Raw genomic sequence first — 25733 nt, 5'->3', positions numbered from 1 at the left:
CGCCCATGCTGGCAAAGCTCACAGGTTGGTTGTTGTTGGGAATCGTCCGGTTGCTCACCGGGGCCCAGGCACGCTGGTACGGCTGTCCGCCCAAGGCCGAGCAGCGCATCTATTTCGCCAATCACCAGAGCCACGCCGATCTCGTGATGATCTGGGCCGCCCTGCCCGAGGAGCTGCGCAGCATCACGCGGCCCATTGCCGCGCGCGACTACTGGGCCAATACGCCGTTCAAGCGATGGATCACGACGGAGGTGTTCAACGCGGTGTATGTTGAACGGGCGGCCACTGCGCCCGCTTCGGCAGCACCGGCGGCAGCCGCTGCGGCGGAACCTGAGGCGCCGCCCGCGCCAGTACGCGTCACCGTTACAGCGCCGGCCGAGCGCATCGAGCCTTCGATGGAGCCGCTGTTGCCGGCGGCGCCGATGGCACCGCCTATCGTCGATGTCACCCCCGAGGCGTTCGACGAAGTGCAAGGGCGGCTCGATCTTCCGGCGCCGCCGCCTCCCCCGCCGGCTGCCCCCTCTGTCGAACCGCCGGCCGTGATGGCTGAAGCAGCGCCGTCCGAGTCCGCTGCGGCCTCCGCGCCCGATCCGCTCGCACCTTTGGTCGAAGCGCTGCGCAGCGGCGACTCGATCATCATCTTTCCCGAAGGCACGCGCGGCCACACGGGCGAGCCGCAGAAGTTCAAGTCCGGCCTCTACACACTCGCCACGCTGTTTCCCGAAGTGGTGCTGGTGCCGGCATGGATCGACAACGTGCAGCGCGTCATGCCCAAGGGCGAGATCGTGCCGGTGCCGATCTTGTGCTCGGTCACGTTCGGTGCGCCGATCCGCGTGGAAGAAGGCGAAGAGCGCCGCCCTTTCCTGGATCGCGCGCGTGCCGCGGTGATCGCCTTGCGCGACGTCTGAGCGGAACCTTGCGATGAACCAGTTCCTGCGCAGCCTCACCGCGACTCAGCAAGTCGCGACCCTGTTCCTCATCGTCTTCGGCCTGCTCGTGATTGCAAGCACGGCAGCGCTCTTCCTGAGCTTCAGGGAGCGCCGCAACCCCGTGCACGACGCCGCATGGCAAGCCGAGCTCGCCCACTACCGCAAACTGCTGGGCACTACCTGGTTCATGGTGATCGTGTTCTGGGTCGGCTGGGCCTTGGGCGAAACTGTGGCCACCGTGCTGTTCGCGCTCATTGCGTTCTTCGCGCTGCGCGAGTTCATCACGCTCTCGCCCACACGGCGCGGCGACCACCGCAGCCTCATCCTCGCATTCTTCGTGGTGCTCCCGATCCAGTTCTGGCTCGTCGGCACCGCGCGTTTCGACCTGTTCACCGTGTTCATTCCGGTCTACGTGTTTCTTGCGATTCCCGTGGCAAGCGCACTCGCCAACGATCCGAGCCACTTTCTCGAGCGCAATGCCAAGCTGCAATGGGGCATCATGGTCTGCATCTACGGCATGAGCCATGTGCCGGCGCTGCTTCTGCTGAGCTTTCCGGGCTACGAAGGCAAGAGCGCCTTTCTCGTGTTCTTTTTGGTGTTCGTCGTGCAGACCTCGGTGCTGGTGCAGCATGTGATCTCGCGCCGCACGCAACGCAAACCCTTTGCGCCCAACGTCAGCCGCAGCTTCAACTGGACCAGTTGGGGCATAGGCATCGTGGTAGCCAGCTTGGTAGGCGCGTTGTTCTCGTTCATCACGCCCTTCAAGTTCGGCCAGGCGCTTGCGGTGTCGTTCATCGCCTGCATTGCAGGCTCCATGGGCCACCTGGTGATGAAGGCGCTCAAGCGCGACCGCGGCATTCCCAACTGGGGCAAGAAGGGTGTCGGCGTGACTGGTGCCAACGGCCTGCTCGACCGTGTGGACGCACTGTGTTTTGCGGCGCCCATCTTCTTTCATTCGATCCGCTGGTACTTCAACGTCTGACACATGCGCATTCTCGGCATCGACCCCGGCCTTCTCACCACCGGCTTCGGCGTGGTGGACGCGGACGGCCACGCGCTGCGCTACGTGGCAAGCGGCACCATCAGCACACGGCACCTGGGCAGCGGCAACCTGCCGGCCCGCCTCAAGGTGCTGTTCGACGGCATTGCCGAAATCGCAGAGCGCTACCAGCCCGATGCTTCGGCGGTCGAAATCATTTTCGTCAACGTCAATCCGCAGTCGACGCTCCTGCTGGGCCAGGCGCGCGGCGCTTGCGTAACCTCGCTGGTCAACAGCAAGCTCACGGTGGCCGAATACACCGCGCTGCAGATGAAGAAAGCCGTCGCCGGCCACGGCCAGGCCGCCAAGGCGCAAGTGCAGGAAATGGTGAAGCGCCTGCTCGACCTGCCCGGCTTGCCCGGCGCAGACGCGGCCGACGCGCTCGGCATTGCCATCACCCATGCGCAGGTGGGCCGCTCGATGGCGCGGTTGGCCGAGGCGGCCGATCTGTCGAAAACGCATGCCGGCACTTACCGGCAAGGGCGCTCGAGGTAGCAGTGCCGTTTCAGGCCCAGCCTGCTGCTAGGCCACCCGTTCGGCGATCAGCACCGCAAAGAAGCCGAAGGCGGCAAGCAGCGTCCACTTGAGCACGATCCAGCCGAACCGCCGGTACCTGGCCTGCCCCGTTCCGGCATAGAACGCGAAGGACACGCCCGCCACCAGCAACAGCAGCAGAATGGCCCAGCGGAAGACGAGCATTGCCTGGAGGTGAGAAGAAGAAAGAAGAGCCCGCTACCAGGCCCGCGCCACTTCGCCGAAACCGCGCGGTGCGCGCTTTTCGTCTTCGAAGGTCACAACCTCGTAGGCGTCGCTGTTGGCCAGCAGTTCGCGCAGCAACTTGTTGTTGAGCGCATGGCCCGAGCGGAACGCGGTGTAAGCGGCCAACAGCGGCTTGCCGATGATGTACAGGTCGCCCATGGCGTCGAGGATCTTGTGCTTCACGAACTCGTCGTCGTAGCGCAATCCGCCGGCATTGAGCACCTTGGTGTCGTCCATCACGATGGCGTTGTCGAGCCCGCCGCCAAGCGCCAGGCCCTTGCTGCGCATGTATTCGACCTCTTTGGTAAAGCCGAAGGTTCGGGCGCGCGCAATGTCGCGGCTGTAAGAGTCGGAACCCAGGTCGAACTCCACGCGCTGGCCGGTGGAATTGACCACGCGGTGGTCGAAGTCGATCTCGAAGCTCAGCTTGTAGCCGTGGTACGGCTCCAGGCTCGCCCATTTCTCGTTGGCGCCCTCGCCCTCGCGCACCTCGACCTTGCGGGTCACACGAATGAAGCGGCGCGGCGCCTTCTGCAGTTCGATGCCTGCGCTTTGAAGCAGGAACACGAACGACGAGGCCGATCCGTCGAGGATCGGCACTTCGTCGGCCGTGATGTCGATGTAGAGGTTGTCGATGCCCAGGCCTGCACAGGCAGACATCAAATGCTCGACGGTCTGCACCTTGGCCCCGCCGGTCGAAACCGTGGAAGCCAGCCGCGTGTCGGTTACCGCTTCAGCGGTCATGCGGATGTCGACCGGCTCGGGCAGGTCGACGCGCCGGAACACGATGCCCGTGTCCGCCGGCGCCGGGCGCAGCGTGAGCTCCACGCGTTGTCCGCTGTGAAGCCCCACGCCCACGGCGCGGCTGATCGACTTGAGGGTTCTTTGTTGCAGCACGCCCGCAATTTTAGGCGCGCGACGGGCATGGCTGCCTATGCCCCTCGCTATGGCACCGATAGACATAGGTTCTATTTCAAGCGCCCACGATGGACGCAAGGGGCACGAAGCGAACGCAGCGCGTAGAGCCGGCGGAAGTCCCTTTCAGTTCTTCCCCGTGCCCCTTACGAACCTTCGTGCCCTCTGCGTTCGGTGGCCCGGCCTCAGTCAGCTTGACGGCGCAGGAATGCGGGAATCTCGAAGTCGTCCATGCCGCCCGACGACAGTGCGTCCACCTTGGCAGCGGCCATCGTGCGGTTGGTACGCCACACGCTGGGAACCGCCATGCCGTCATAGTTGGGCTGGCTCACGCCGTGGCCGCCATGGCCCGCATGGCCCGTGCCGAGCGTTGGCACGTTGAACGGGATGTTGTCGGTGCCGGTACGAATCACTTCGAGCGTCGGTGCCTGGCGGCGTGCGTCGGCGCGCGAGAGGCCGGTGGCCACCACGGTCACGCGCATCTCGTCGCCCAGGCTTTCGTCGTAGGCAGCGCCGTAGATCACGTGCGCATCGGGCGAAGCGTAGGCGCGGATGGTGTTCATCGCGAGCTTCGATTCGTTCAGCTTCAGCGAACCCTTCGATGCGGTCACCAGCACCAGCACGCCCTTGGCGCCCGAGAGGTCGATGCCTTCGAGCAGCGGGCAAGCCACGGCCTGTTCGGCGGCGATGCGCGCGCGGTCGGGGCCGGCAGCGGCGGCCGTGCCCATCATGGCCTTGCCGGGCTCACCCATCACGGTGCGCACGTCTTCGAAGTCGACGTTCACGCCGCCGTACTCGTTGATGATTTCCGAGATGCCGCCCACGGCGTTCTTCAGCACGTCGTTGGCATGCGCGAATGCTTCGTCCTGGGTGATGTCCTCGCCCAGCACGTCGAGCAGCTTCTCGTTGAGCACCACGATCAGCGAATCGACATTCGCCTCGAGCTCGGCCAGGCCGGCGTCGGCGTTGGTCATGCGGCGGCCGCCCTCCCAGTCGAAGGGCTTGGTCACCACACCCACGGTGAGGATGCCCATTTCCTTCGCCACGCGTGCGATCACGGGAGCCGCGCCGGTGCCGGTGCCGCCGCCCATGCCGGCGGTGATGAACAGCATGTGCGCGCCGTCGATGGCCGCACGGATGTCGTCCACCGCGAGCTCGGCCGCTTCACGACCCTTGTCGGGCTTGCTGCCCGCGCCCAGGCCGCTGGTGCCCAGCTGGATGTTCTTGTGGGCATTGCTGCGCTGGAGCGCCTGCGCGTCGGTGTTGGCGCAGACGAACTGCACGCCCTGCACGCCACGCTCCATCATGTGCGCGACGGCATTGCCGCCACCGCCGCCCACTCCGATCACCTTGATCTGAGTGCCTTGGTTGAATTCTTCGACTTCGATCATTTCGATGGTCATTTCTAACTCCTTGAATTTTGCAGTTGCCGTTGTGTATCAATGAATTTTTCTGGTGTCTTGACGAGTTCAACGTAGCCGTCGTCGCGGCGGTGGACCTGTGCGCCGCCATCGCTCGTTGAAATGCAATGGGGGGCCGCCGCGTGCGAGCCAGAGTGGGGAGTGATTCATGGTCAGAAGTTCCCCACGATGAAGTCCTTGAAACGTCCGAACGCAGTCTTTACGGATCCGTTCTTCTGCGCGACCTTGAAGCCGCGCATGCGTGCGAAGCGCGCTTCTTCGAGCAAACCCATCACAGTGGCGGCGCGCGGCTGTGCGACCATGTCGGACAGCGCGCTCGAATATTTCGGAATGCCGCGCCGCACGGGCTTCAGGAAGATGTCTTCCCCCAGCTCGACCATGCCGGGCATCACCGCGCTGCCGCCCGTGAGCACCACGCCCGAAGACAGCACCTCTTCATAGCCCGACTCGCGCACCACCTGCTGCACGAGCGAAAAGATCTCTTCGATGCGCGGCTCGATCACACCGGCCAGCGCCTGCTTGCTCAGCATGCGCGGGCCGCGATCACCAAGGCCGGGCACTTCCACCTGCGTGTCGGGGTCGGCCAGCAGTTGCTTGGCATAGCCGTTCTCCACCTTGATGTCTTCGGCGTCCTTGGTGGGTGTGCGCAGCGCCATGGCGATGTCGCTGGTAATGAGGTCGCCCGCAATCGGAATCACGGCCGTGTGGCGGATTGCGCCGTTGGTGAAGATCGCCACGTCGGTCGTGCCCGCGCCGATGTCCACCAGCACCACGCCGAGCTCGCGCTCGTCCTCGGTCAGCACCGCCTGGCTCGAGGCGAGCGGGTTGAGCATCAGCTGGTCGACCTCCAGGCCGCAGCGGCGCACGCACTTGATGATGTTCTCGGCCGCGCTCTGTGCGCCGGTCACGATATGCACCTTGGCTTCGAGCCGCATGCCGCTCATGCCGATCGGCTCCTTCACGTCCTGGCCGTCGATCACGAACTCCTGCGGCTCCACCAGCAACAGGCGCTGGTCGCTCGAGATGTTGATGGCGCGCGCGGTTTCCACCACGCGGGCCACATCGGCCGGCGTCACTTCCTTGTCCTTCACCGCCACCATGCCGCTCGAATTGATGCCGCGGATGTGGCTGCCGGTAATGCCCGTGTAGACGCGGCTGATCTTGCAGTCGGCCATCAGCTCGGCCTCCTTCAAGGCCTGCTGGATGCTTTGAACGGTGGCGTCGATGTTCACAACCACGCCGCGCTTCAGGCCGTTGCTCGGTGCAATGCCGAGTCCGGCCAGCTTGAGTTCACCGCCGGGCAGCACCTCGGCCACCACCACCATCACCTTGGCGGTGCCGATGTCGAGTCCGACAACCAGGTCTTTGTATTCTTTGGGCATTGAATGTCCTCGGTATTCGCTATTTACTTCTTCTTGGTCTTCGGGTCGGTAACGACCGTGGTGACGCCACGAAGGCGCAACGCATAGGCATCGTTGTGGCGCAGATCGGCCCCTTCGACGTCCGCCGCGGTGCGGTGGTATTGGCCCGCGACCTGCGTCACGGTCTTCAGGAAACGTTGTGCGCGGGCGGCCACTTCTTCGGGCTGGCCGCGGCCAAGCTCGATTTCGGCGCCGCTGTTGAGCACCACCTTCCAGCTGCCCCGGCTCGAGAGCGTGAGCTCGTCGACGCTGAAGTCGTAGGGCTGGAAGATCGGCGCAATCACGCGGTACATGCCCAGCACCTGGCCGGCCTGCTCGATGGGGCCGTCCAGGCGCGGCAGGCGGTCGTCCACCTCGGCCACGTTGGCTTCGAACACATCGCCGAAGCCGTTGATCAGCTTCGAGCCCGCCTCGTCGCCCCAGTTGGCCACGGGCACCTGCTCGGTCAGCGTGACGCGCAGCCTGTTCGGAAACTCGCGCCTCACCACCGCCTTGCGCACCCAGGGCACCGACTCGAAGGCCGTTCTCGCGCGGGCAAGATCGACCGTGAAGAAGTTGCCCGCGAGCTGGGGCGCCACGTTGGCGCGCAAGGTCACTTCGTTGTTGTGCGTCACGTCACCGTCGACCTTGATGCCGGCAATGGGAAAGAAAGGCTGCCGCAGCACCCACCATGCACCCGCCGCCAGCAGCATGAGCGCCACCACCGCGAACGCGAGGTTCGAGACGATGTTCATGAGCTTGACGTCGAAAGGCGCGGGGATGCTGTCGGCCATGGCTATTGCGCTCCCCCCTTGGCGTCCAGCGAGGCCGATGCCAGCACGCGCAGGCACAGGTCTTCGTAGGCAATGCCCGATGCGCGCGCCGACATCGGCACGAGCGAATGGCTGGTCATGCCGGGGGACGTGTTCATCTCGAGCAGGAAGGGCTTGCGGTCGCTCGCGCGAATCATGACGTCGGCACGGCCCCAGCCGCGGCAGCCGAGCGTGCGGTACGCGGCGAGCGTGATGCGCTGGATCTCATGCTCTTCGGCCTGCGGCAGGCCGCTTGGGCAGTGGTACTTCACGTCGTCGGTGAAGTACTTGTTCTGGTAGTCGTAGGCACCTTCGGGCGCGGCAATGCGCACCACCGGCAATGCGTGCGCGTCCAGGCCGCTGCCAAGCACGGCGCAGGTCACTTCCTCGCCCTCGATGAACTCCTCGCACAGCACGTCGGCGTCGTACCTGGCCGAAAGCGCCACGGCGTCCTGCATCTGCGAGTAGCCCTCGACCTTGGTCACGCCGATCGAAGAGCCCTCGCGCGGCGGCTTCACGATGAGCGGTAGCCCCAGCACGTCCGGCACGGCGCGAATCTGCTCGCGGCTTTGCTGGTCGAAGGCCAGGCGCACGTATTTGGGCGTCGGCAAGCCGTCGGCCTGCCAGATGCGCTTGGTCATGACCTTGTCCATGGCCACGCTCGAAGCCATCACGCCCGAGCCGGTGTAGGGAATGCCGAGCAACTCGAGCGCACCCTGCACCGTTCCGTCTTCGCCATGCCGGCCGTGCAGCGCAATGAAGCAACGCGCGAAGCCGTCGCGCCGAAGCTCGACCAGGTCGCGTTCGGCCGGATCGAAAGCATGCGCATCGACGCCGCGCGAGCGCAGCGCCTCAAGCACGCCATTGCCGGACATGAGGGAAATTTCGCGCTCGGCGGAGCTTCCGCCGAACAGCACGGCAACCTTGCCGAATTGCTTTGGGTCTTGAAGAGTCATGGGGTAACCTCCGCGCCGCTCGCCGCAGTGGCAATTTCGACAACCTTGCCCGGCACCGCACCAATGGAGCCCGCACCCATGCAAAGCACCACGTCGCCGGCACGCGCGTTGTCCAAAATGGCTTGTGGCATGGCATTGATGTCGTCCACAAACACCGGCTCGAGCTTGCCGGCCACGCGGAGGGCGCGCGCCAGCGAGCGGCCGTCGGCCGCCACGATGGGCGGCTCGCCCGCGGCGTACACCTCGCCAAGCAATACAGCGTCGGCGTTGCCGATGACTTTCACGAAGTCTTCGAAGCAATCGCGGGTGCGGGTGTAGCGGTGCGGCTGAAAAGCCAGCACCAGCCGGCGGCCCGGGAACGCGCCGCGCGCAGCGGCAATGGTCGCGGCCATTTCGACCGGGTGGTGACCGTAGTCGTCGATCACGGTGAAGGTGCCCGGTGCATCCACCCCGGCTTGGCCTTGCACCGCAACGTCGCCATAGCTCTGGAAGCGGCGGCCCACGCCCTTGAAGCCGGCCAGCCCGCGCTGCACTGCTTCGTCGGGAATACCAAGCTCCACCGCCACCGCGATCACCGAGAGCGCGTTGCGCACGTTGTGCTCGCCAGGCAGGTTCAGCACGATGGGCAGGTCGGGCAGCGTGACGCCGTTGCGGCGCTGCGCCGTGAAATGCATCTGCCCGCCCACCGCGCGCACGTCCACCGCGCGCACCTGGGCGCCTTCGTCGAACCCGTAGCTGGTGACCGGGCAAGTAACCTCGCCCACGATGTCGCGCACCGCCGGATCGTCGGTGCACAAGATCGCCACGCCATAGAACGGCATGCGGTGCAGGAAATCGACGAACGCCTTCTTGAGCTTCGCGAAGTCGTGCCCGTAGGTTTCCATGTGGTCGGCGTCGATGTTCGTGACCACCGCCATGATGGGCAGCAGGTTCAGGAACGAAGCGTCGGATTCGTCCGCCTCCACCACGATGTAGTCGCCGCTGCCGAGCTGCGCGTTGGCGCCGGCACTGTTCAGCCGGCCGCCGATCACAAAGGTCGGGTCGAGCCCTGCGGCTTCGAGCACGCTTGCCACCAGGCTCGTGGTGGTGGTCTTGCCGTGCGTGCCCGCAATGGCAATGCCCTGCTTCAGGCGCATCAGCTCGGCCAGCATCATGGCGCGCGGCACCACGGGAATGCGCTTTTCGCGCGCCGCCAGAACTTCAGGGTTGTCCGACTGCACCGCGGTAGATGTGACGACCGCGTCGGCGCCCTCGATGTGCGCGGCCGCATGCCCGACAAAGGTACCGATGCCCAGGCTCGCAAGCCGCCGCAGCGTGGCGCTGTCGGCAAGGTCGGAGCCCGTGATGCGGTAGCCCAGGTTCAGCAGCACCTCGGCAATGCCGCTCATGCCCGAGCCGCCGATGCCCACGAAGTGAATATGACGAATCGCGTGCTTCATTTGGCAAGCTCCTCGCAGGCGCGGACGACCGCTTCCACTGCTTCGGTCTTCTGCATGGTTTTGGCCTTGGCGGCCTTGTCGATCAGCGCGGTGCGCTCGGTTTTCTGTAGCAAGTCAGCCAGCAATTCAGGTGTGAGGTCGGTCTGCTGCACCAGCCAGCCGCCGCCCGCATCGACGAGGAAGCGCGCGTTGGTGGTCTGGTGGTCGTCGACCGCCGAAGGAAAAGGCACGAACAGCGCTGCTGCGCCGACGGCCGCGATTTCTGTGACGGTGCTGGCCCCGGCGCGCGCGACGATGATGTCGGCGTCCGCATAGGCCTGCGCGGTGTCTTCGATGAACGGCGTGAGTTCGCCCTCGATACCGGCCGCGGCGTAGTTGGCGCGCAGCTCGTCGATCTGCTTGGCGCCGCTCTGGTGCAGCACCCGTGGACGGGTGCCCGGCTCGATGCGCGCAAGCGCCTGCGGCACCACGGCATTGAGCGCCTTCGCACCCAGGCTGCCGCCAACCACCAGCAGCCGGAGCGGACCGCTGCGGCCCGCGAAGCGCACGGCCGGGGCAGGTTGCGAGGTGAACGCCGCTCGCAGCGGATTGCCCACCCAATGCGCCTTCTTGAGCACATTGGGAAAAGCCGTGAACACGCGATCGGCCACGCTCGCCAGCACCTTGTTGGCAAGACCGGCAACCGAGTTCTGTTCGTGCAGCACCAGCGGCTTGTTGAGCAGCACGCTCATCAGCCCGCCCGGAAAAGTGATGTAGCCCCCAAGGCCAACCACCACGTCGGGCTTGACGCGGCGCACCACGCCAAGGCTTTGCCAGAAAGCCCGCAAGAGCCGCAGCGGAAGCAGGAACAGGGTGAGCGGCCCCTTGCCGCGCACGCCGCCGAACTGGACCGGCTCAAACGCAAAGCCGCGCGGCGGCACCAGTTTTTCTTCCATGCTGCCGGGCGCGCCCAGCCAGTGCACACGCCAGCCGCGCTCGCGCAAGGCCTCGGCGACCGCGAGTCCTGGAAAGATGTGGCCACCGGTGCCACCGGCCATGACCAGTGCGGTGCGGCCGGTCATATGCGGCCTCCGCGCATCAGCACACGGTTCTCATAATCGATACGAAGCACCACGGCCAGCGCCACCAGGTTCATCAGGATGGCCGAGCCGCCAAAGCTCATCAGCGGCAGCGTCAGCCCCTTGGTCGGCAGCGCGCCCAGGTTCACACCCATGTTGATGAAGGCCTGGAAGCCGATCCACACGCCCACGCCCTGGGCCACGAGCCCCGAGAACACGCGGTCCAGCGCAATCGCCTGGCGGCCGATGTGCATGATGCGGCGGGTCAGCCAGAGGAACATGCCGATGATCAGCAACACGCCGACCAGGCCGAACTCTTCGCCGATCACTGCCAGCAGGAAGTCGGTGTGCGCCTCAGGCAGCCAGTGCAGCTTCTCGACGCTGCCGCCCAGGCCCACGCCGAAGATCTCGCCGCGGCCGATGGCGATGAGCGAGTGCGAAAGCTGGTAGCCCTTGCCCAGCGCATGCTCCTCGCTCCACGGATCGAGGTACGCAAAAATGCGCTCGCGCCGCCATGGGCTGGTGGCGACGATGGTGCCGAAGGCCACCACTACCAGTGCGGCAATGACGAAGAACATGCGCGCGTTCACGCCGCCCAGAAACAGGATGCCCATGGCAATCACGGCAATCACCATGAAGGCGCCCATGTCGGGCTCGGCCATGACCAGCATGCCCACCACCACCACGGCAATGCCCATGGGCAGCACCGCGCGGAAGAAGCGCTCCTTGATTTCCATCTTGCGCACCATGTAGCTGGCGGCATAGAGCACCATTGCGAGCTTGGCGAGCTCGGAGGGCTGAAAGCGCATGAAGCCCAGCGGCAGCCAGCGCCGCGCGCCGTTCACGTTGATGCCGATGTGCGGAATGAGCACCGCCACCAGCAGCAGCAGCGAGGCCACGAAGAGCCAGGGCGCGGAACGCTCCCAGGTCTTCATGGGAATTTGAAAGGCCAGCAGGGCCGCGACGAACGCAAACGCCACCGAGGCCGCATGCCGCGTGAGAAAGAACACCGGCCCGTAGCCCGCACGTGCGAAGCGCGGGTTGTCCGGCAGCGCGATGGAGGCCGAATACACCATCACCAGGCCCCAGGTGAGCAACGCGACAGTCACCCAGACCAATGCCTGGTCGAAACCCAGCACGCGCATTGGCGCGGCCTTGGTCTGCGCGATGCCGGCGCCGCCCAGCCGCACCGGCAGGTGCATGGGCAAGGCGTCGATGCCGCTGCGCGCGCGACCGAACCAGCCGCCGAAACGGCGGGGCTTGGTGTTGGGCGTGGCGCCGGCGGTTGCAGTGTTCAAACCGGGTCTCCCGAAGAAGAAAAGTCGGCATCGTTCGACGAGGCCGCCTCGCGCGGGTTGTCCGCCAGCGTTTGCACGGCTTCGCGGAACACCGCGGCGCGATGCTCGTAGTCCTTGAACATGTCGAAGCTTGCACAGGCCGGTGACAGCAGCACGGCATCGCCCGGGTTCGCGCGCGCGGCGGCAAGGTTCACGGCCTCTTCCATCGAGCCCGCATGCATGAGCGAAACGCCGGTGGAAGACAGCGCCTGTTCGATCAGCGGCGCGTCGCGGCCGATGAGCACCACGGCGCGTGCGTACTGGCGCACGGGCTCCGCGAGCGGCTCGAAGTCCTGCCCCTTGCCTTCGCCGCCAAGAATGACCACCACGCGCCGGTCTTCGCCAAGGCCGCTCAGGGCCGCAACGGTGGCGCCCACATTGGTGCCCTTGCTGTCGTCGAAGTATTCGACATCGTCCACCAGCGCGATCGGTTCGACGCGATGCGGCTCGCCGCGGTACTCGCGCAAGCCGTAGAGCATGGGGCCGAGCGGGCAATCGGCGGCGCTGGCGAGCGCAAGCGCGGCCAATGCGTTCATGGCGTTGTGCCGCCCGCGGATGCGCAAGGCGTCGGCGGGCATGAGGCGTTGAAGGAAGATTTCTTCTTCCACCACCGCGCCGCGCTTGCGCTTTTGCGTTTCGTCCGCCTCGAGTGCGCGGACCAGCCAGGCCATGCCGTTGACGCGCTCGATGCCGTAGTCGCCCGGGCGCAGCGGCATCGCGCTGCCGAAAGTGATGTGCGTGCGGATCTGCGGACGCTGCAGCTTGACCCTGACCGGTGCGGGAAGCATCGCCATCACGCCCGGGTCGTCGCGGTTCAGCACCATGAGGCCCTGCGCGCCGAAGATGCGTGCCTTGGCCGATGCGTAAGCCGGCATGTCGCCATGCCAGTCGAGATGGTCCTGCGTGAGGTTGAGCACCGTTGCGGCGGTGGGCTCGAAGCCCTGCACGCCGTCGAGTTGGAAGCTCGAGAGTTCGAGCACCCACACGTCGGGAAGCGTCTCGGCGTCGATGTGCGCAGCCAGGGTGTCGAGCAGCGTGGGGCCGATGTTGCCTGCGACCGCCACGGTCTTGCCCGCACGTTCGACCAGCTGGCCGGTGAGCGCGGTGACGGTGGTCTTGCCGTTGGTGCCGGTAATGGCGAGCACGGCGGGCGTGTAGCCCTTGGGAGCAGGCGGCTCTTCGATCGGCACCAAGGGGAGCTGGGCCGTCGGCTCTTCCTCGACGGCCGCGGAAGCCGGGTTGGAGGCGGAGAGCTCGGCAATCTTGGCGACGAATTCGGCGGCTTCCCTGGCCGCTGTAGGCATGTAGGGCTTGCCGGTGCTCGGCAGCCTGGATGCAGCGGCGGGCCCTGGCGACGCAGCGGGCGCATCCGGCGTTTGTTCCGCAGGTGCTTCGTCCGCCGGCGGTGAGACAGGAACGCTCAGGGAAGGATCGCGCGGCATGGCTTCGGCCATCGCGGGGACGGGTTCGCCCTCCGGCTCGCCCTGGATTGGCTCGGCCGGCTCAGGCACTTCGGAAGGCGCTTCCGCGGCTTCGGTTACCACCGGAGCCGCTGCCGACTCCGGCGGAACTCCGGCCTGCTCGACAGGCGCAGCAGCTTCCGCCGGCTCGGCTTCCAGCGCCAATTCGGCCTGTGCTTCGGGCTCGGCGACTTCCACGGGCGGCTCTGCGCCCAGTTCAACTTCGGCCGGGGTCTCAGTTTCGGGATCCGCTTCCGCCGGCACTTCGACGGTCCGCAGATCCTGCAGCGCACGCGCAAAGAGATCGAGTTCTCCGCCGACCGGCAGGCCCACGGCGCGCGCCGCATCGGCGACCGGTGCGATCGTGGCAGGCGAAAGGCCCGGGGAACGGTACACGGCCCGGATCGGCGTGCCTTCGATCAGCGCAGCCGAGAACGGTCCGCCGACAAACGTCACCTCGGGCAGCTCCGCGCGCAGTGTTTCAAGCAGTGCGGGCGCCTCGCGCGTATCGGCCACGGTCACCTGTGCGCCGTGGCGTGCGCACCAGCGCGCCATCGCCAGCCCGGACGCACCAAGGCCGAGGATCAATACGGGGAGGTCTTTCAGGTGTCGCATGTGCCCGTTACCGCAGCTTCAGCGTTGAAAGACCCACGAGGCACAGCAGCATCGTGATGATCCAGAAGCGCACCACGACCTGCGTCTCGCGCCAGCCGCTTTTCTCGAAGTGGTGGTGCAGCGGCGCCATCTTGAGCACGCGCCGGCCTTCGCCGTAGCGCTTCTTGGTGTACTTGAAGTACATGACCTGCGCCATCACCGAGATCGCCTCGACCACGAAGATGCCGCCCATGATGAAGAACACAATCTCCTGGCGCACGATGACCGCGATGGTGCCAAGCGCGCCCCCGAGTGCGAGCGCGCCCACATCGCCCATGAAGACCTGGGCCGGATGGGTGTTGAACCAGAGAAAAGCCAGCCCCGCGCCGGCCATGGCCGAACAGAACACCAGCAGTTCGCCTGAGCCCGGAATGTTGGGGAACAGCAGGTACTTGGAGTACACGGCGCTGCCCGTGACGTAGGCGAACACGCCCAGCGCAGAGCCCACCATCACCACCGGCATGATCGCCAGGCCGTCCAGGCCATCGGTCAGGTTGACGGCATTGCTCGCGCCCACGATTACCAGGTACGTCAGCACCACAAAGCCGATGCCGCCCAGCGGATAGCTCACCTCTTTGAAGAACGGCACCAGGAGGTTGATCTTCGGCGGAAAGTCGAGGTCGAAGCCCGACTGCACCCAGGCAAAGAACAGCTGCAGCACGCGCCAGTTGGAGCTTTCCGAAATGCTGAAGAGCAGGTAGAAGCCGGCGATCAGGCCGACCACCGACTGCCAGAAATACTTCTCGCGCGAGCGCATGCCTTCCGGGTCCTTGCGCACCACCTTGCGCCAGTCGTCGACCCAGCCGATGGCGCCGAAGCCCATCGTCACCCACAGCACGATCCAGACAAAACGGTTCGACAGGTCGAACCACAGCAGCGTCGCAAAGGCAATGGCGAACAGCACCAGCACGCCGCCCATGGTGGGCGTGCCGCTCTTGGTCAGGTGCGTTTCCATGCCATAGCCGCGCACCGGCTGGCCGATCTTCAAGGCAGCCAGGCGGCGGATCACATAGGGGCCGGCGACCAGGCCGACCACGAGGGCAGTCAGCGAAGCCATCAGCGCACGGAACGTGAGGTACTGAAAAACGCGCAAGAACCCGAACTCGGGCGAAAGTGTTTGCAGCCACTGGGCCAGGCTCATCAGCATGTTGTCTTGCTCGGCTCATGCGTCATGACCGGCCTCCTTTTGTTGTTGTGATTGCTCGATGGCCTGCACCACCCGCTCCATCTTCATGAAGCGCGAGCCCTTGACCAGCACGCTGCCGACCTGCGGCAGGCGCGCCAGCACTGCAGCGTTGAGCGCGTCGATTTCGTCGAAGTGCCGGCCGTCATTGCCGTGCTCCCCGCTGCCGGCGCCGCCGAACGCGGCAATGCTGTGCGCGGTTTCCGCGCCCAGCGCATACACCGCCTCGATGCCGCGCTGCCGCGCCCAGTCGCCGACTTCGGTATGGAATTCGGCCGCGCGGTTGCCCACCTCGCCCATGTCGCCGAGCACCAGCAGGCGCGGGCCCGGCAATGCAGCGAGCACGTCGATGGCGGCGCGCACGGAATCGGGGTTGGCGTTGTAGCTGTCGTCCACGAGCGTGATCGGGTGCCCGCCGGGCAGCACGACCTCGCTTGCCTTGGAGCGGCCCTTCACCGGCTGGAACCTTGTGAGGCCCGCCGCAATGGCTTGCAGCGGAACACCGGCTGCGAGCGCGCAGGCAGTCGCAGCAAGCGCATTGACGACGTTGTGCCGGCCCGCAATGTGCAGGCGTGCATCGAAGTTGCCGAGCGGCGTGCGCACATGCACCTGCCACGCGCCCTGCTGCCATTCGGCGCGGACCAGCGAAATGTCGGCGTCCGCCTGCTCGCCGAAGGTCATGCAGCGGCGCGGCGCGCCGTCGTGGGCCATGCCGTTCCACAGCGGCGTGAACTCGTCGCCGTGCGGGAACACCGCAGTACCGCCTTCGGGCAAGAAGGAAAACACCGCGCCGTTCTCGCGCGCCACCGCATCGACCGTCGCCATGAACTCGAGGTGCTCGCGCTGGGCATTGTTCACCAGGGCAATCGTCGGGCGCGCAATGGCAGCAAGGCGCGCAATCTCACCCGGATGGTTCATTCCCAGCTCGACCACCGCAAGCTGGTGCTTGGCACGCAGGCGCAGCAGCGTGAGCGGCACGCCGATCTCGTTGTTGAAGTTGCCGGCCGTCGCCAATGCGCGATCCGCCCTGAAGGCAACCAGGATGGCCGCGATCATTTGCGTGACCGTGGTCTTGCCGTTGCTGCCGGTCACCGCGATCAGCGGCAGATCGAACTGCGCGCGCCAGCGTGCGCCCAGCGCGCCCAGCGCCGTGAGCGAATCCGGCACTTCGAGGCCGGCAAGACCCGCAGCCTCCAGCCCATGGTGCGCAAGCGCAGCGACGGCGCCTTGCGCCTTGGCATCGGCCAGGAACTCGTTGGCATCGAAGCGCTCGCCCTTGAGCGCGACGAACAGGTCGCCGGCGGACAGCGTGCGGGTGTCGGTGTGGACGCGGGCAATGGCGATCTTGGCATCGCCCACCAGGCGCGCACCCGGAATCCATTGCTGCGCCTGGCCCAGCGTGAGCATCATCGGCTCGCTCATGCGGCACCTCGCTTGGCCAGCGCATCCTGCGCGTGCGCCCGGTCGGAGAACGGGATGCGCTGGCCGGCCATTTCCTGCCAGGCTTCATGTCCCTTGCCGGCGATCAGCACCACGTCTTGCGGCGCGGCCTGTGCAATGGCGTCGGCAATGGCAGCAGCTCGGTCGGGCTGCACCTGCGCAGCTTCAGGTCGCGACAGGCCGAGCAACACCTGGCTGATGATCGCGTCGGGGTTTTCGCTGCGCGGGTTGTCGCTGGTCACGATCACGTGGTCGGCCTGGCGCTCGGCCACCGCCGCCATCATCGGGCGCTTGATCGGATCCCGATCGCCGCCGCAGCCGAACAGGCACCAGAGCGCGCCGCCGCGCTGCTGCGCGAGCGGGCGCAAGCCGGCCAGCGCCTTGTCGAGTGCGTCCGGCGTGTGCGCATAGTCGACCACCGCCAGCGGCGCGTCGGCGCCGGCACCCACGCGCTCCATGCGGCCCGGCACGCTGCCGAGGTTGGCGCACGCCGCCACGGCCTGTGACAGCGTCAGGCCGAGCGCGCGCAGCGTGCCCAGCACGCCCAGCAGGTTGGCCACGTTGTACTGGCCGATCAGTCCGGTGGAGATGCGCTCCACCGCATCGGTGCCGTGCTCGGCCACCGAAAATTGCAACCCCTGCGCGTCGTAACCCACGTCGCGTGCCATCAATCGCGCCGGGGAACCGGCAGCCGAAACGGTCCACACGTCGAGTGCGCCGACGCCGGCTTCGATCAGGTTTGCGCACAAGCTGGCGCCATGCACGTCGTCGATGTTGATCACTGCGGCGCGCAGTGCAGGCCAGCGGAACAGCTCGGCCTTGGCTTGCCAGTAGGCTTCCATGCTGCCGTGGTAGTCGAGGTGGTCCTGCGTGAAATTGGTGAACACGGCCACCGCAATGCGCGCGCCGTCGAGCCGCCGTTCGGCAATGCCGATCGACGAAGCCTCGATGGCGCAAGCACCGAAGCCGCGTTCGACCAAGGCGCGCAGTTCGCGCTGCATCATGACCGGGTCCGGCGTGGTGAGGCCGGTGTAGGTGAGCGCCGGCGGCACGCCGATGCCCAGCGTACCCATGACCGCGCAGGGCGACGGCACAGAGCGCTCGGTGCTGCCGTCGAGCCGCAGGGTGCGCACGCCGCCGGGCACGGTCAAGGTGGACAGCGCTTCGGCCAGCCACCAGGCGGTGGACGTCTTGCCGTTGGTGCCTGTTACCGCCAGCACTTCGAGCGCAGCCGACGGGTTGCCGTAGAACGCCGAGGCAATGGGGCCCGTGGCGGCCTTGAGGCCCGGGTAGCTCGCAATGCGGTCGCTGAACTCGCCCTTGTCGAAGCCGAAAGCTTCGACGCCATCGTGCTCGACCAGGCAGGCTGCTGCGCCTTGCGCCAGTGCGGCCGCCACGTGCTTGCGGCCATCGGTTGCGGCGCCGGGCCATGCAATGAAACCGTCGCCGGCGCCCACCGGCCGGCTGTCCGCATGCAGCGCACCCTGCACGCGCTCCTGGAGCCAGAGCGCGGCGAGCTGGGGGGATGTGAGTGTCAGCATGCTCAGAAGCTCTCGTCGACGCCTTGCGTCACCACCAGGGGTTTGACCGCGAGGTCGGGCGGAACGTTCATCATGCGCAGGGTCTGCTGCACGACTTCGCTGAAAACAGGCGCGGCGGCCACGCCGCCGAAGTACTGGCCGTCGCTCGGCTCGTCGATCATCACGCCGACGATGATTCGCGGCTTTTCAATTGGCGCCATGCCGGTGAACCACGCCCGATATTTGTTGCTTGCGTAACCTTTGCCAACCTGCTTGTGCGCCGTGCCCGACTTGCCGCCGACCGAATAGCCGATGGTTTGCGCGCGCGTTCCCGTGCCGCCCGGCCCCGCAGCCATCTGCAGCATCTTGCGCACCGCCAGCGCGTTCGACGGCGAGAACACCCGCACGCCCACGGGCGACTCGGTGTTCTTGAGGATGGTGACCGGAATGATCGCGCCGTCGTGCGCAAACGCTGTGTACGAATGCGCCATTTGAAACAGCGATGCAGACAGGCCGTAGCCGTAGGCCATGGTCGCCTGCTCGACCGGCTTCCAGGTCTTCCAGGGGCGCAGGCGCCCGGTCACCGCGCCGGGAAACTGGATCTGAGGCTTCTGGCCGTAGCCAAGCGCTGTGTAGGTGTCCCACATTTCGTGCGGTGACATCTTCTGCGCGATCTTCAGAGCGCCCACGTTGCTCGACTTCTGAATGACGCCTTCGACCGTGAGCGTGCCGTAGTTGTGCGTGTCGCTGATGGTGAAGCCGCCCATCTGGTAGCGGCCCGGCGAGGTTTCGATGAGCGTGGACGGCTTCACGCGGCCGGCCTCGAGAGCCATGGCCACGGTGATCGGCTTCATGGTCGAGCCGGGCTCGAAGGTGTCGGTGAGCGCGCGGTTGCGCAACTGCTCGCCGGTGAGGTTCTGGCGCTTGTCGGGCACGTAGCTCGGATAGTTGGCCAGCGCCAGCACTTCGCCGGTCACGGCGTCGAGCACCACCACGCTGCCGGCCTTGGCACGGCGCGCGGTTACCGCGTCGCGCAGCTTCTGATAGGCAAAGAACTGCACCTTGCTGTCGACGCTGAGCTGGATGTCCTTGCCGTCGACCGGCGGCACCTGCTCGCCCACGCCCTCGACCACGCGGCCCAGGCGGTCCTTGATGACGCGGCGCGAGCCGGCCTTGCCGGCCAGTTCCTTGTTGAAGGAAAGCTCGATGCCCTCTTGCCCGTTGTCTTCGACGTTGGTGAAGCCCACCACGTGCGCGGCGGCCTCGCCCTCCGGGTATTGGCGCTTGTATTCCTTGCGCTGGTAGATGCCCTTGAGGTTGAGCGCCGCAATCTGCTTGGCAATGGGTTCGTCGACCTGCCGCTTGATCCAGACGAAAGTCTTGTCCTCGTCCTCGAGCTTCTTGTCGAAATCCTTCTGCGGCATTTCGAGCAGCTTGGCCACCTGCTTGAGCTTGGCGCGCACCTCGGGGTCGTCGCGCTCGATGTCTTCCGGAATGGCCCAGATGCTCGGCGCCACCACGCTGGAGGCCAGGATGAGCCCGTTGCGGTCAAGAATGCGCCCGCGGTTGGCCGGCAGCTCCAGCGTGCGCGCAAAGCGCACTTCGCCCTGCCGCTGGAAGAAGCTGTTGTTGAACACCTGCACGTACGCAGCCCGGCCTGCCAGCATGACAAAACCAAGCGCGATGCCGGCCACGATGAACTTGCTGCGCCACACCGGCGTCTTGCTCGCGAGCAAGGGGCTGGTGGTGTAGCGAACGCTGCGCCGGCTCATCGCTGGGCCCTCGCAACAGGCTTGGGCGCCGGGCCCGCCGGCGGTGCGGGCGGCGGGGCCACAACGGCCGGAATCACCGTGCCGTCAGGGCGCACGTATTGCGTGATGGCCGGCGTGGTGGTGCGCATCTGGAGCTGCTCCTTGGCGAGCTTTTCCACGCGCAGCGGCGTGGCCTGCGCGCGCTTTTCCACTTGCAGGCGGTCGTGGTCGAGCTCGAGGCGGCGCGCCTCCTGCTGGGTGCGATCGAGTTCGGTGTACAGCTGGCGCGACAGATACTGCGTGTGCACGAGGTACAGCGCCGTCGCAATGACGGCCACCAGAAGGAGCAGGTTGAGGCGGGTCATGCGGCCTCGGTGCGCTCTGCCACGCGCAGGATGGCGCTGCGCGAGCGCGGGTTGCCGCGCACTTCGGCGTCCGACGGCTTGATGCGCTCGAGCGCATTGAGCTTCATGACCTTGGGCGCCGCAAAGGGCGCACGGCGGTCGTACACCTCCTTGGAGTGCTTGGCGATGAACTGCTTCACGATGCGGTCTTCCAGCGAGTGGAAGCTGATCACCGCGAGCCGCCCACCGGGCTGCAGCACCGAAAGGCTCGCCTCTAGCGCCTGTTGCAGCTCTTCAAGCTCGGCGTTGATGAAAATCCGAAAAGCCTGAAATGTGCGCGTTGCAGGGTTCTGGCCCTGCTCGCGGGTTTTGACCGTGCCAGCCACGAGCTCGGCCAGTTCGGTGGTGGTTGAAATTGCGCCCCGTTCTTGTCTGCGAGCAACAATCGCCTTTGCAATCTGAACAGCAAACCGTTCTTCGCCATAGTCACGGATCACCTCTGCAATCTGCTGAAGTTCGGCTGTTGCCAGCCATTCGGCCACACTCTCGCCGCGCGTGGTATCCATGCGCATGTCGAGCGGGCCGTCGAAACGAAAACTGAAGCCGCGCATCGGGTTGTCGATTTGCGGCGAACTCACGCCCAGGTCCATCAGCACACCCGCCACGCTGGCATCGGGCAATTCACCCAGCGAACGGAATCCCTGGTGCCGGATGGAAAAACGCGCATCCGAGATGCGCGCTGCTTCGGCCACCGCTTCCGCATCCTTGTCGAATGCGATCAGCCTGCCTTCCGGTGCCAGCCTCGCCAGAATGGCGCGCGAATGCCCTCCGCGCCCGAACGTTGCGTCCACGTAGGTGCCGGTCGCCGCCGTGCTGCCGGAAAGAAGGGCTTCCACCGCTTCGTTCAGCATCACGGTTGTATGAATCCATGGAGTGTTCACACAAGCCCTCAGAACGCGAAGTCCTGAAACACATCGGGCATGTCGCCCTGGGTGGCCTCGGCCTCCTTGGCCTCGTAGGTGGCCTTGTCCCAGAGTTCGAAATGGTTGCCCATGCCCAACAGCAGCGTCTCGCGCGTAATGCCGGTGGCCGCGCGCAGTTCGGGCGACACGAGGATGCGGCCGGTGCCGTCCATCTCGACGTCCATGGCGTTGCCGAGGAAAACGCGCTTCCACCACTGTGCCGACATCGGCAGCGCGGCGATGCGCTCGCGGAATTTCTCCCACTCGGGACGCGGGAACACCATGAGGCACCCGTGCGGGTGCTTGGTGATGGTGAGCTGGCCGTTCGCAGTCGCGCTCAGGACGTCACGATGCCGGGTCGGCACGGAGAGCCGCCCCTTGGCATCGAGACTGAGCGATGAAGCGCCTTGAAACACGACCAGGACCTTTGTGTTGGGAAGGCCGCGGCACCCGAAAGGGGCACCATCCGCACTTTTTCCCACTTAACTGCACTTTTTTGCACTGTAGCAGGAAACACTTCACGCGCAACTGGTCGTTGGTGGTATTTTTTGTAATGGAATCAACGACTTAGCGCCGATTTCCAAAGCTGGAAACCGGCGAATTTCGTTGAAAAAGAAGCACTTAGCTCACGCAATGAATGTAATGCGTGAAGCGCAACCCCGTAACAGGGGCTGCAAAGCGGCGTTCAGAGGATGAAGCGCGAAAGGTCTTCGTCGTGACTTAGTGCCGCAAGGCGCTCGTCGACGTAAGCGGCATCGATGCGGATGGTCTGTCCCTCGATGCGCGTGGCGTCGAAGCTTACCTCATCGAGCAGGCGTTCCATCACGGTCGACAAACGGCGCGCCCCGATGTTCTCGGTGCGCTCGTTCACTTCGAAGGCAATGGCCGCAAGGCGGTTGACGCCCTCGGGCGTGAAGTCGAGCGTGACGCCTTCGGTGGCAAGCAGCGCCTGGTACTGCTTGACGAGCGATGCGCGCGTTTGCGTGAGGATGCTTTCGAAGTCCGCCACCGAGAGCGATTGCAGCTCGACGCGAATCGGAAAGCGTCCCTGCAGTTCGGGGATCAGGTCGCTCGGCTTGCTCAAGTGGAAGGCCCCGCTCGCAATGAAGAGCATGTGGTCGGTGCGCACCACGCCGTACTTGGTCGTCACGGCCGTGCCCTCGACCAATGGCAGCAGGTCGCGCTGCACACCCTGGCGCGACACGTCGGAGCCCTGGGCTTCGCTGCGCGTGGCGACCTTGTCGATCTCGTCGATGAAGACGATGCCGTTCTGCTCGGCGTTGGTGATGGCCTGGGCGCGAATTTCGTCTTCGTTCACCAGCTTGGCAGCTTCTTCGTCGATCAGCAGGCGCATGGCCTCGGCGATCTTGAGCTTGCGCGTCTTGCGCTTGCCACCGCCAAGCTGGCCGAACATGCCGCGCAGTTGCTCGGTCATTTCCTCCATGCCCGCCGGGCCCATGATTTCGAGCGGGGCGCGAGTCTCGGCAAGATCGAGTTCGATCTCCTTGTCGTCGAGCTGGTGTTCGCGCAGCTTCTTGCGGAAGGCCTGCCGGGTGGGGTTGGGGCCATCCAGCGCCGGCGCGGCGCCATCTGCAACACGTGCGGGCGGCAGCAACACGTCGAGGATGCGGTCTTCCGCGGCGTCTTCGGCACGGGCGCGCACCTTGGCGCTTTCGGCCTCCCGGGTTTGCTTGACGGCAATTTCGGCCAGGTCGCGAATGATCGAATCGACGTCCTTGCCCACATAGCCCACTTCGGTGAACTTGGTCGCCTCGACCTTGATGAAGGGCGCGTCGGCCAGCCGCGCAAGGCGGCGTGCAATCTCGGTCTTGCCCACGCCCGTGGGGCCGATCATGAGAATGTTCTTCGGCGTGATCTCGGTGCGAAGCTTTTCTTCGACCTGCTGGCGGCGCCAGCGGTTTCGCAGCGCAATGGCCACGGCGCGCTTGGCGGCCGGCTGTCCGACGATGTGGTTGTCGAGCTCGGAGACGATTTCCTGCGGGGTCATGGACATGGTCAGAGCGCTTCCACCGTGTGGTTCATGTTCGTATAAATGCAGATTTCGCCCGCTATCGCGAGCGATTTGCGCACAATTTGCTCAGCACTAAGGTCCGTGTTGTCGATCAGCGCCTTGGCGGCCGACTGCGCATACGCACCGCCCGAGCCGATGGCAATCACGCCGTCTTCGGGCTCCAGCACGTCGCCGTTGCCGGTGATGATGAGCGAAGTGGTGGCGTCGGCCACGGCCAGCATGGCTTCGAGCTTGCGCAGCACGCGGTCGGTGCGCCAGTCCTTGGTGAGCTCGACCGCGGCGCGGGTCAGGTGGCCCTGGTGCTTTTCGAGCTTGGCCTCGAAGCGCTCGAAGAGCGTGAAGGCGTCGGCGGTGGCGCCGGCAAAGCCGGCCAGCACCTTGCCGTGATAGAGCCGCCGCACCTTGCGCGCCGTGCCCTTGATGACGATATTGCCGAGAGTGACCTGCCCGTCCCCACCAATGGCGACTTGGTCGCCCTGGGGGGTCTTGCGGCGCACGCTCACGATGGTGGTGCCGTGAAACTGTTCCATCGAAGCCATCTGGGGACGCCCCAGGGCAATGCAACCCCGCGCGCGTGCAAGTCGCGCGGCAAGAGTCAGTTCTTGCGAACTGCTACCGTGGCGTGGTCGGCAATGCCAACCAGGTCGAAAAGCGCCGCAATCAGGCGGTGGGCGTCCACGAACTGGACCCGCTCGCCCTGGGCGTCGCGTGCGCGCACCCAACTGAGCAGTGTGCCGGCGGCGGCAAGGTCCATGCGCAGCAGCGCCGCACATGAAATAACCGGGGCGGTGGTGTTGCGCAGGTCGACGTCCAGCCGCTGCAGGCTCGAATGGGCTTCGCCGCGAAGATCTCCAGCCAGCGCGGCAAAACCGCTGTCGGTCGAAGGAAAACTGGATTCGCCGTTGACGGACAGCAGCGACCACACGGAGCCCGCACCCGAACGGCTCGTCTCCGGCGCCTCGATCGTGGTGCACTCGCCATTCGGGTCTTGCCAGGCCGGTGGCGACACCTCGTAGGTAATGCAGTAGTTGAGCGCCACCAGCTCGAAGTCGTCCGGCAGGTTCATCATGCGCAGCGTTGCCAGGTGGAGCTGCCACCAGACGTCTTCGGTGCTGCGCTCGTTGTTGGGCGTTGCTTCGGCCAGCACGGCAAGCAGCTTTGCCGAACCGATGAAGCGCAGCTTGACCGGCGAATTGGCCCAATGGGTGAACAGCACGCGCAGCGGCGAGGCGGCATCGGCCTCGACGGCCGCCAGCGCGCGCCAGTCGAGCGTCCAGATGGCGCCGGCCTGCGACAACGCACGCGTGAGGTTCACCAGCCCATCGCGCGACAGGCGTGCAGGGCTGGTCCAGTCGGCAGCGGCCGAAGCCAGCTCGGCATGCTCGCTTGCAGCCACTGCCTGCACGTCGCGCGCCAGTTCGTCGAGCGGCACCCAGTCGGGGCCCATGCGCTTCATGCGCTGCGCATAGCGCATGCGGGCGGCGGCAAAGCGCGTGGCGTCGCCGGTGGCGCGGTACAGGTCGAACAATGCGCGCCAGCGTGTCTCGTCGCGGTCGGCGGCGGCGTGGTCGCCCTCGGCGGCGGCGCTCTCGGAGGCCAGGGCCTGCAGAAGAATGGCTTCGGCGCCGGTGTCGTCGCCGTGCGCGAAACGGATCACGGCCTCTTCCAGCGCGCTGTCGCGCGCAAGCCGCGCCGTCAGCAGCGAGGTGTCGTCGACCCCCGGGCTCGCAGCAAGCGCAGCGGCAGCGGCAGCGGGCGCAGGAGCGGAAGCGGCAGCATCCGCCGCAGCGGCAGGCGCCGCGCCAAAAGCAGGCGCCGCGAGCAAGCTGGCCACCTCGGCCTCGTCCATGGGCGGCGGCAAGGTCTCGGCGCCGGCTTCAGGTGGCGCATTGGCCAGCACCTCGCCATTGGGGCCGCGGCCTTTCCACCACTGCTGCGACATCTGCTCCTCGATCTCGTCGATCTTCTTGAGCGTGAGAGCGCGTCCCTCGGACTTTTCCGTGGTGGTGTTCAGGTTGAAGGACGACGGCGTGACCGTTCCTTCGAAGGCATGGGCGGCCGCTTCGCGTTGCCGGAGCTTGCGGAGCATGTCGAACTCGCGCCGGCGCACAAAGTCGTTGCGCTGGCGCCGCTCGATCATCTCCTTGAGCATTTCCCGGCTGTAAGCCTGGTCAGGGAGCGTGGAATCGGCGGCCGCATTCAGCTCCGACCAATCCTTCAGGGGATTGCGGACGAACTTCGCCACCTTGGAAAGGAGGCGGCCCGTTTCTTCCTTAGCCATCTACAGGAATTTCGCGGCGAACTGGAATCTCTCTTTGCCTT

General features: G+C 65.9%; 23 protein-coding genes. 3 read left to right on the top strand and 20 right to left on the bottom strand.

Features of this window, described 5'->3' with window-relative positions:
• Positions 1–5 precede the first annotated feature (5 nt).
• From QHG62_RS22920 to ruvC, 3 genes are read left to right on the top strand one after another with little or no spacing between them, the layout of a single operon-like run.
• Positions 6–908, top strand: a complete 903-nt coding sequence (locus tag QHG62_RS22920) for a 1-acyl-sn-glycerol-3-phosphate acyltransferase (protein WP_281151780.1) — start codon at positions 6–8, stop codon at positions 906–908.
• Positions 909–921: 13 nt separating this feature from the next.
• Positions 922–1911 carry a phosphatidate cytidylyltransferase gene (locus QHG62_RS22915; protein WP_281147931.1) on the top strand — a complete coding sequence of 330 codons (990 nt, stop codon included), beginning with the start codon at positions 922–924 and terminating at the stop codon, positions 1909–1911.
• A 3-nt stretch (positions 1912–1914) separates the two neighbouring features.
• Complete coding sequence (gene ruvC / locus QHG62_RS22910; RefSeq protein ID WP_126747934.1) at positions 1915–2463, top strand: crossover junction endodeoxyribonuclease RuvC; 549 nt, start codon at positions 1915–1917, stop codon at positions 2461–2463.
• A 27-nt stretch (positions 2464–2490) separates the two neighbouring features.
• Here ruvC and QHG62_RS22905 read toward each other — a convergent pair whose 3' ends face one another.
• The 20 genes from QHG62_RS22905 to QHG62_RS22810 all read right to left on the bottom strand — a co-directional run bounded on the left by QHG62_RS22905 (position 2491) and on the right by QHG62_RS22810 (position 25692).
• Complete coding sequence (locus QHG62_RS22905) at positions 2491–2667, bottom strand: hypothetical protein (protein ID WP_281147930.1); 177 nt, start codon at positions 2665–2667, stop codon at positions 2491–2493.
• Positions 2668–2700: 33 nt separating this feature from the next.
• Positions 2701–3624: a UDP-3-O-acyl-N-acetylglucosamine deacetylase gene (gene lpxC / locus QHG62_RS22900; RefSeq protein WP_281147929.1), complete on the bottom strand. Its 924-nt coding sequence runs from the start codon at positions 3622–3624 to the stop codon at positions 2701–2703.
• Between the two features lie 203 nt (positions 3625–3827).
• Positions 3828–5045, bottom strand: coding sequence for a cell division protein FtsZ (gene ftsZ, locus QHG62_RS22895; protein WP_281147928.1), 1218 nt, complete (start codon positions 5043–5045; stop codon positions 3828–3830).
• 170 nt (positions 5046–5215) lie between these two features.
• A complete protein-coding gene (gene ftsA, locus QHG62_RS22890; RefSeq protein WP_007832444.1) occupies positions 5216–6445 on the bottom strand; it encodes a cell division protein FtsA in 1230 nt (409 codons plus the stop codon).
• Positions 6446–6468: 23 nt separating this feature from the next.
• Positions 6469–7257 carry a cell division protein FtsQ/DivIB gene (locus QHG62_RS22885; protein WP_281147927.1) on the bottom strand — a complete coding sequence of 263 codons (789 nt, stop codon included), beginning with the start codon at positions 7255–7257 and terminating at the stop codon, positions 6469–6471.
• 2 nt (positions 7258–7259) lie between these two features.
• Positions 7260–8231 (bottom strand): D-alanine--D-alanine ligase, encoded by a 972-nt coding sequence (locus QHG62_RS22880; RefSeq protein ID WP_281147926.1) that lies wholly within the window; start codon positions 8229–8231, stop codon positions 7260–7262.
• Positions 8228–9670, bottom strand: a complete 1443-nt coding sequence (murC, locus tag QHG62_RS22875) for a UDP-N-acetylmuramate--L-alanine ligase (protein ID WP_281147925.1) — start codon at positions 9668–9670, stop codon at positions 8228–8230. Before murC ends, QHG62_RS22880 begins: the two co-directional genes overlap by 4 nt.
• On the bottom strand, positions 9667–10731 hold the full coding sequence (murG, locus tag QHG62_RS22870; protein WP_281147924.1) for an undecaprenyldiphospho-muramoylpentapeptide beta-N-acetylglucosaminyltransferase: 1065 nt from the start codon (positions 10729–10731) through the stop codon (positions 9667–9669). Before murG ends, murC begins: the two co-directional genes overlap by 4 nt.
• Positions 10728–12026, bottom strand: a complete 1299-nt coding sequence (gene ftsW / locus QHG62_RS22865; protein ID WP_281147923.1) for a putative lipid II flippase FtsW — start codon at positions 12024–12026, stop codon at positions 10728–10730. Before ftsW ends, murG begins: the two co-directional genes overlap by 4 nt.
• A complete protein-coding gene (gene murD / locus QHG62_RS22860; RefSeq protein ID WP_281147922.1) occupies positions 12023–14140 on the bottom strand; it encodes a UDP-N-acetylmuramoyl-L-alanine--D-glutamate ligase in 2118 nt (705 codons plus the stop codon). The genes ftsW and murD overlap by 4 nt, the downstream gene beginning before the upstream one ends.
• Before the next feature lie 7 nt (positions 14141–14147).
• Positions 14148–15326, bottom strand: a complete 1179-nt coding sequence (mraY, locus tag QHG62_RS22855) for a phospho-N-acetylmuramoyl-pentapeptide-transferase (RefSeq protein WP_126747925.1) — start codon at positions 15324–15326, stop codon at positions 14148–14150.
• A gap of 15 nt (positions 15327–15341) precedes the next feature.
• Complete coding sequence (locus QHG62_RS22850; protein WP_281147921.1) at positions 15342–16784, bottom strand: UDP-N-acetylmuramoyl-tripeptide--D-alanyl-D-alanine ligase; 1443 nt, start codon at positions 16782–16784, stop codon at positions 15342–15344.
• Positions 16781–18343, bottom strand: a complete 1563-nt coding sequence (locus tag QHG62_RS22845; protein ID WP_281147920.1) for a UDP-N-acetylmuramoyl-L-alanyl-D-glutamate--2,6-diaminopimelate ligase — start codon at positions 18341–18343, stop codon at positions 16781–16783. The genes QHG62_RS22850 and QHG62_RS22845 overlap by 4 nt, the downstream gene beginning before the upstream one ends.
• Before the next feature lie 2 nt (positions 18344–18345).
• Positions 18346–20094, bottom strand: a complete 1749-nt coding sequence (locus QHG62_RS22840; protein ID WP_281147919.1) for a peptidoglycan D,D-transpeptidase FtsI family protein — start codon at positions 20092–20094, stop codon at positions 18346–18348.
• Positions 20091–20438: a cell division protein FtsL gene (gene ftsL / locus QHG62_RS22835; protein WP_281147918.1), complete on the bottom strand. Its 348-nt coding sequence runs from the start codon at positions 20436–20438 to the stop codon at positions 20091–20093. The genes QHG62_RS22840 and ftsL overlap by 4 nt, the downstream gene beginning before the upstream one ends.
• Positions 20435–21358, bottom strand: a complete 924-nt coding sequence (gene rsmH, locus QHG62_RS22830; protein ID WP_281147917.1) for a 16S rRNA (cytosine(1402)-N(4))-methyltransferase RsmH — start codon at positions 21356–21358, stop codon at positions 20435–20437. Before rsmH ends, ftsL begins: the two co-directional genes overlap by 4 nt.
• Positions 21359–21366: 8 nt before the next feature.
• Positions 21367–21795, bottom strand: coding sequence for a division/cell wall cluster transcriptional repressor MraZ (gene mraZ / locus QHG62_RS22825; protein WP_281147916.1), 429 nt, complete (start codon positions 21793–21795; stop codon positions 21367–21369).
• A gap of 269 nt (positions 21796–22064) precedes the next feature.
• Entirely contained in the window at positions 22065–23393 is a 1329-nt protein-coding gene (gene hslU / locus QHG62_RS22820) for an ATP-dependent protease ATPase subunit HslU (protein ID WP_281147915.1), read from the bottom strand.
• 2 nt (positions 23394–23395) lie between these two features.
• Positions 23396–23941, bottom strand: coding sequence for an ATP-dependent protease subunit HslV (gene hslV, locus QHG62_RS22815; RefSeq protein ID WP_042578379.1), 546 nt, complete (start codon positions 23939–23941; stop codon positions 23396–23398).
• Between the two features lie 65 nt (positions 23942–24006).
• Positions 24007–25692 (bottom strand): STAS domain-containing protein, encoded by a 1686-nt coding sequence (locus tag QHG62_RS22810; RefSeq protein WP_281147914.1) that lies wholly within the window; start codon positions 25690–25692, stop codon positions 24007–24009.
• Positions 25693–25733: the final 41 nt, after the last annotated feature.

Source organism: Variovorax paradoxus, assembly GCF_029919115.1.
Taxonomy (GTDB): Bacteria; Pseudomonadota; Gammaproteobacteria; order Burkholderiales; family Burkholderiaceae_C; genus Variovorax; species Variovorax paradoxus_O.
The sequence above is the reverse complement of the archived record's forward strand: the minus strand, read 5'-3'. Positions and strand labels throughout refer to the sequence as shown.

Coding starts and splice junctions, on each gene's coding strand:
- QHG62_RS22920 (WP_281151780.1), top strand. CDS start 6: ATGCTGGCAAAGCTCACAGGTTGGTTGTTGTTGGGAATCGTCCGGTTG.
- QHG62_RS22840 (WP_281147919.1), bottom strand. CDS start 20,094: ATGAGCCGGCGCAGCGTTCGCTACACCACCAGCCCCTTGCTCGCGAGC.
- QHG62_RS22885 (WP_281147927.1), bottom strand. CDS start 7,257: ATGGCCGACAGCATCCCCGCGCCTTTCGACGTCAAGCTCATGAACATC.
- murD (WP_281147922.1), bottom strand. CDS start 14,140: ATGCGACACCTGAAAGACCTCCCCGTATTGATCCTCGGCCTTGGTGCG.
- mraY (WP_126747925.1), bottom strand. CDS start 15,326: ATGCTGATGAGCCTGGCCCAGTGGCTGCAAACACTTTCGCCCGAGTTC.
- murC (WP_281147925.1), bottom strand. CDS start 9,670: ATGAAGCACGCGATTCGTCATATTCACTTCGTGGGCATCGGCGGCTCG.
- ftsA (WP_007832444.1), bottom strand. CDS start 6,445: ATGCCCAAAGAATACAAAGACCTGGTTGTCGGACTCGACATCGGCACC.
- ftsZ (WP_281147928.1), bottom strand. CDS start 5,045: ATGACCATCGAAATGATCGAAGTCGAAGAATTCAACCAAGGCACTCAG.
- QHG62_RS22880 (WP_281147926.1), bottom strand. CDS start 8,231: ATGACTCTTCAAGACCCAAAGCAATTCGGCAAGGTTGCCGTGCTGTTC.
- murG (WP_281147924.1), bottom strand. CDS start 10,731: ATGACCGGCCGCACCGCACTGGTCATGGCCGGTGGCACCGGTGGCCAC.
- QHG62_RS22810 (WP_281147914.1), bottom strand. CDS start 25,692: ATGGCTAAGGAAGAAACGGGCCGCCTCCTTTCCAAGGTGGCGAAGTTC.
- ruvC (WP_126747934.1), top strand. CDS start 1,915: ATGCGCATTCTCGGCATCGACCCCGGCCTTCTCACCACCGGCTTCGGC.
- QHG62_RS22905 (WP_281147930.1), bottom strand. CDS start 2,667: ATGCTCGTCTTCCGCTGGGCCATTCTGCTGCTGTTGCTGGTGGCGGGC.
- QHG62_RS22845 (WP_281147920.1), bottom strand. CDS start 18,343: ATGCTGACACTCACATCCCCCCAGCTCGCCGCGCTCTGGCTCCAGGAG.
- hslV (WP_042578379.1), bottom strand. CDS start 23,941: ATGGAACAGTTTCACGGCACCACCATCGTGAGCGTGCGCCGCAAGACC.
- ftsL (WP_281147918.1), bottom strand. CDS start 20,438: ATGACCCGCCTCAACCTGCTCCTTCTGGTGGCCGTCATTGCGACGGCG.
- hslU (WP_281147915.1), bottom strand. CDS start 23,393: ATGTCCATGACCCCGCAGGAAATCGTCTCCGAGCTCGACAACCACATC.
- QHG62_RS22850 (WP_281147921.1), bottom strand. CDS start 16,784: ATGAGCGAGCCGATGATGCTCACGCTGGGCCAGGCGCAGCAATGGATT.
- QHG62_RS22915 (WP_281147931.1), top strand. CDS start 922: ATGAACCAGTTCCTGCGCAGCCTCACCGCGACTCAGCAAGTCGCGACC.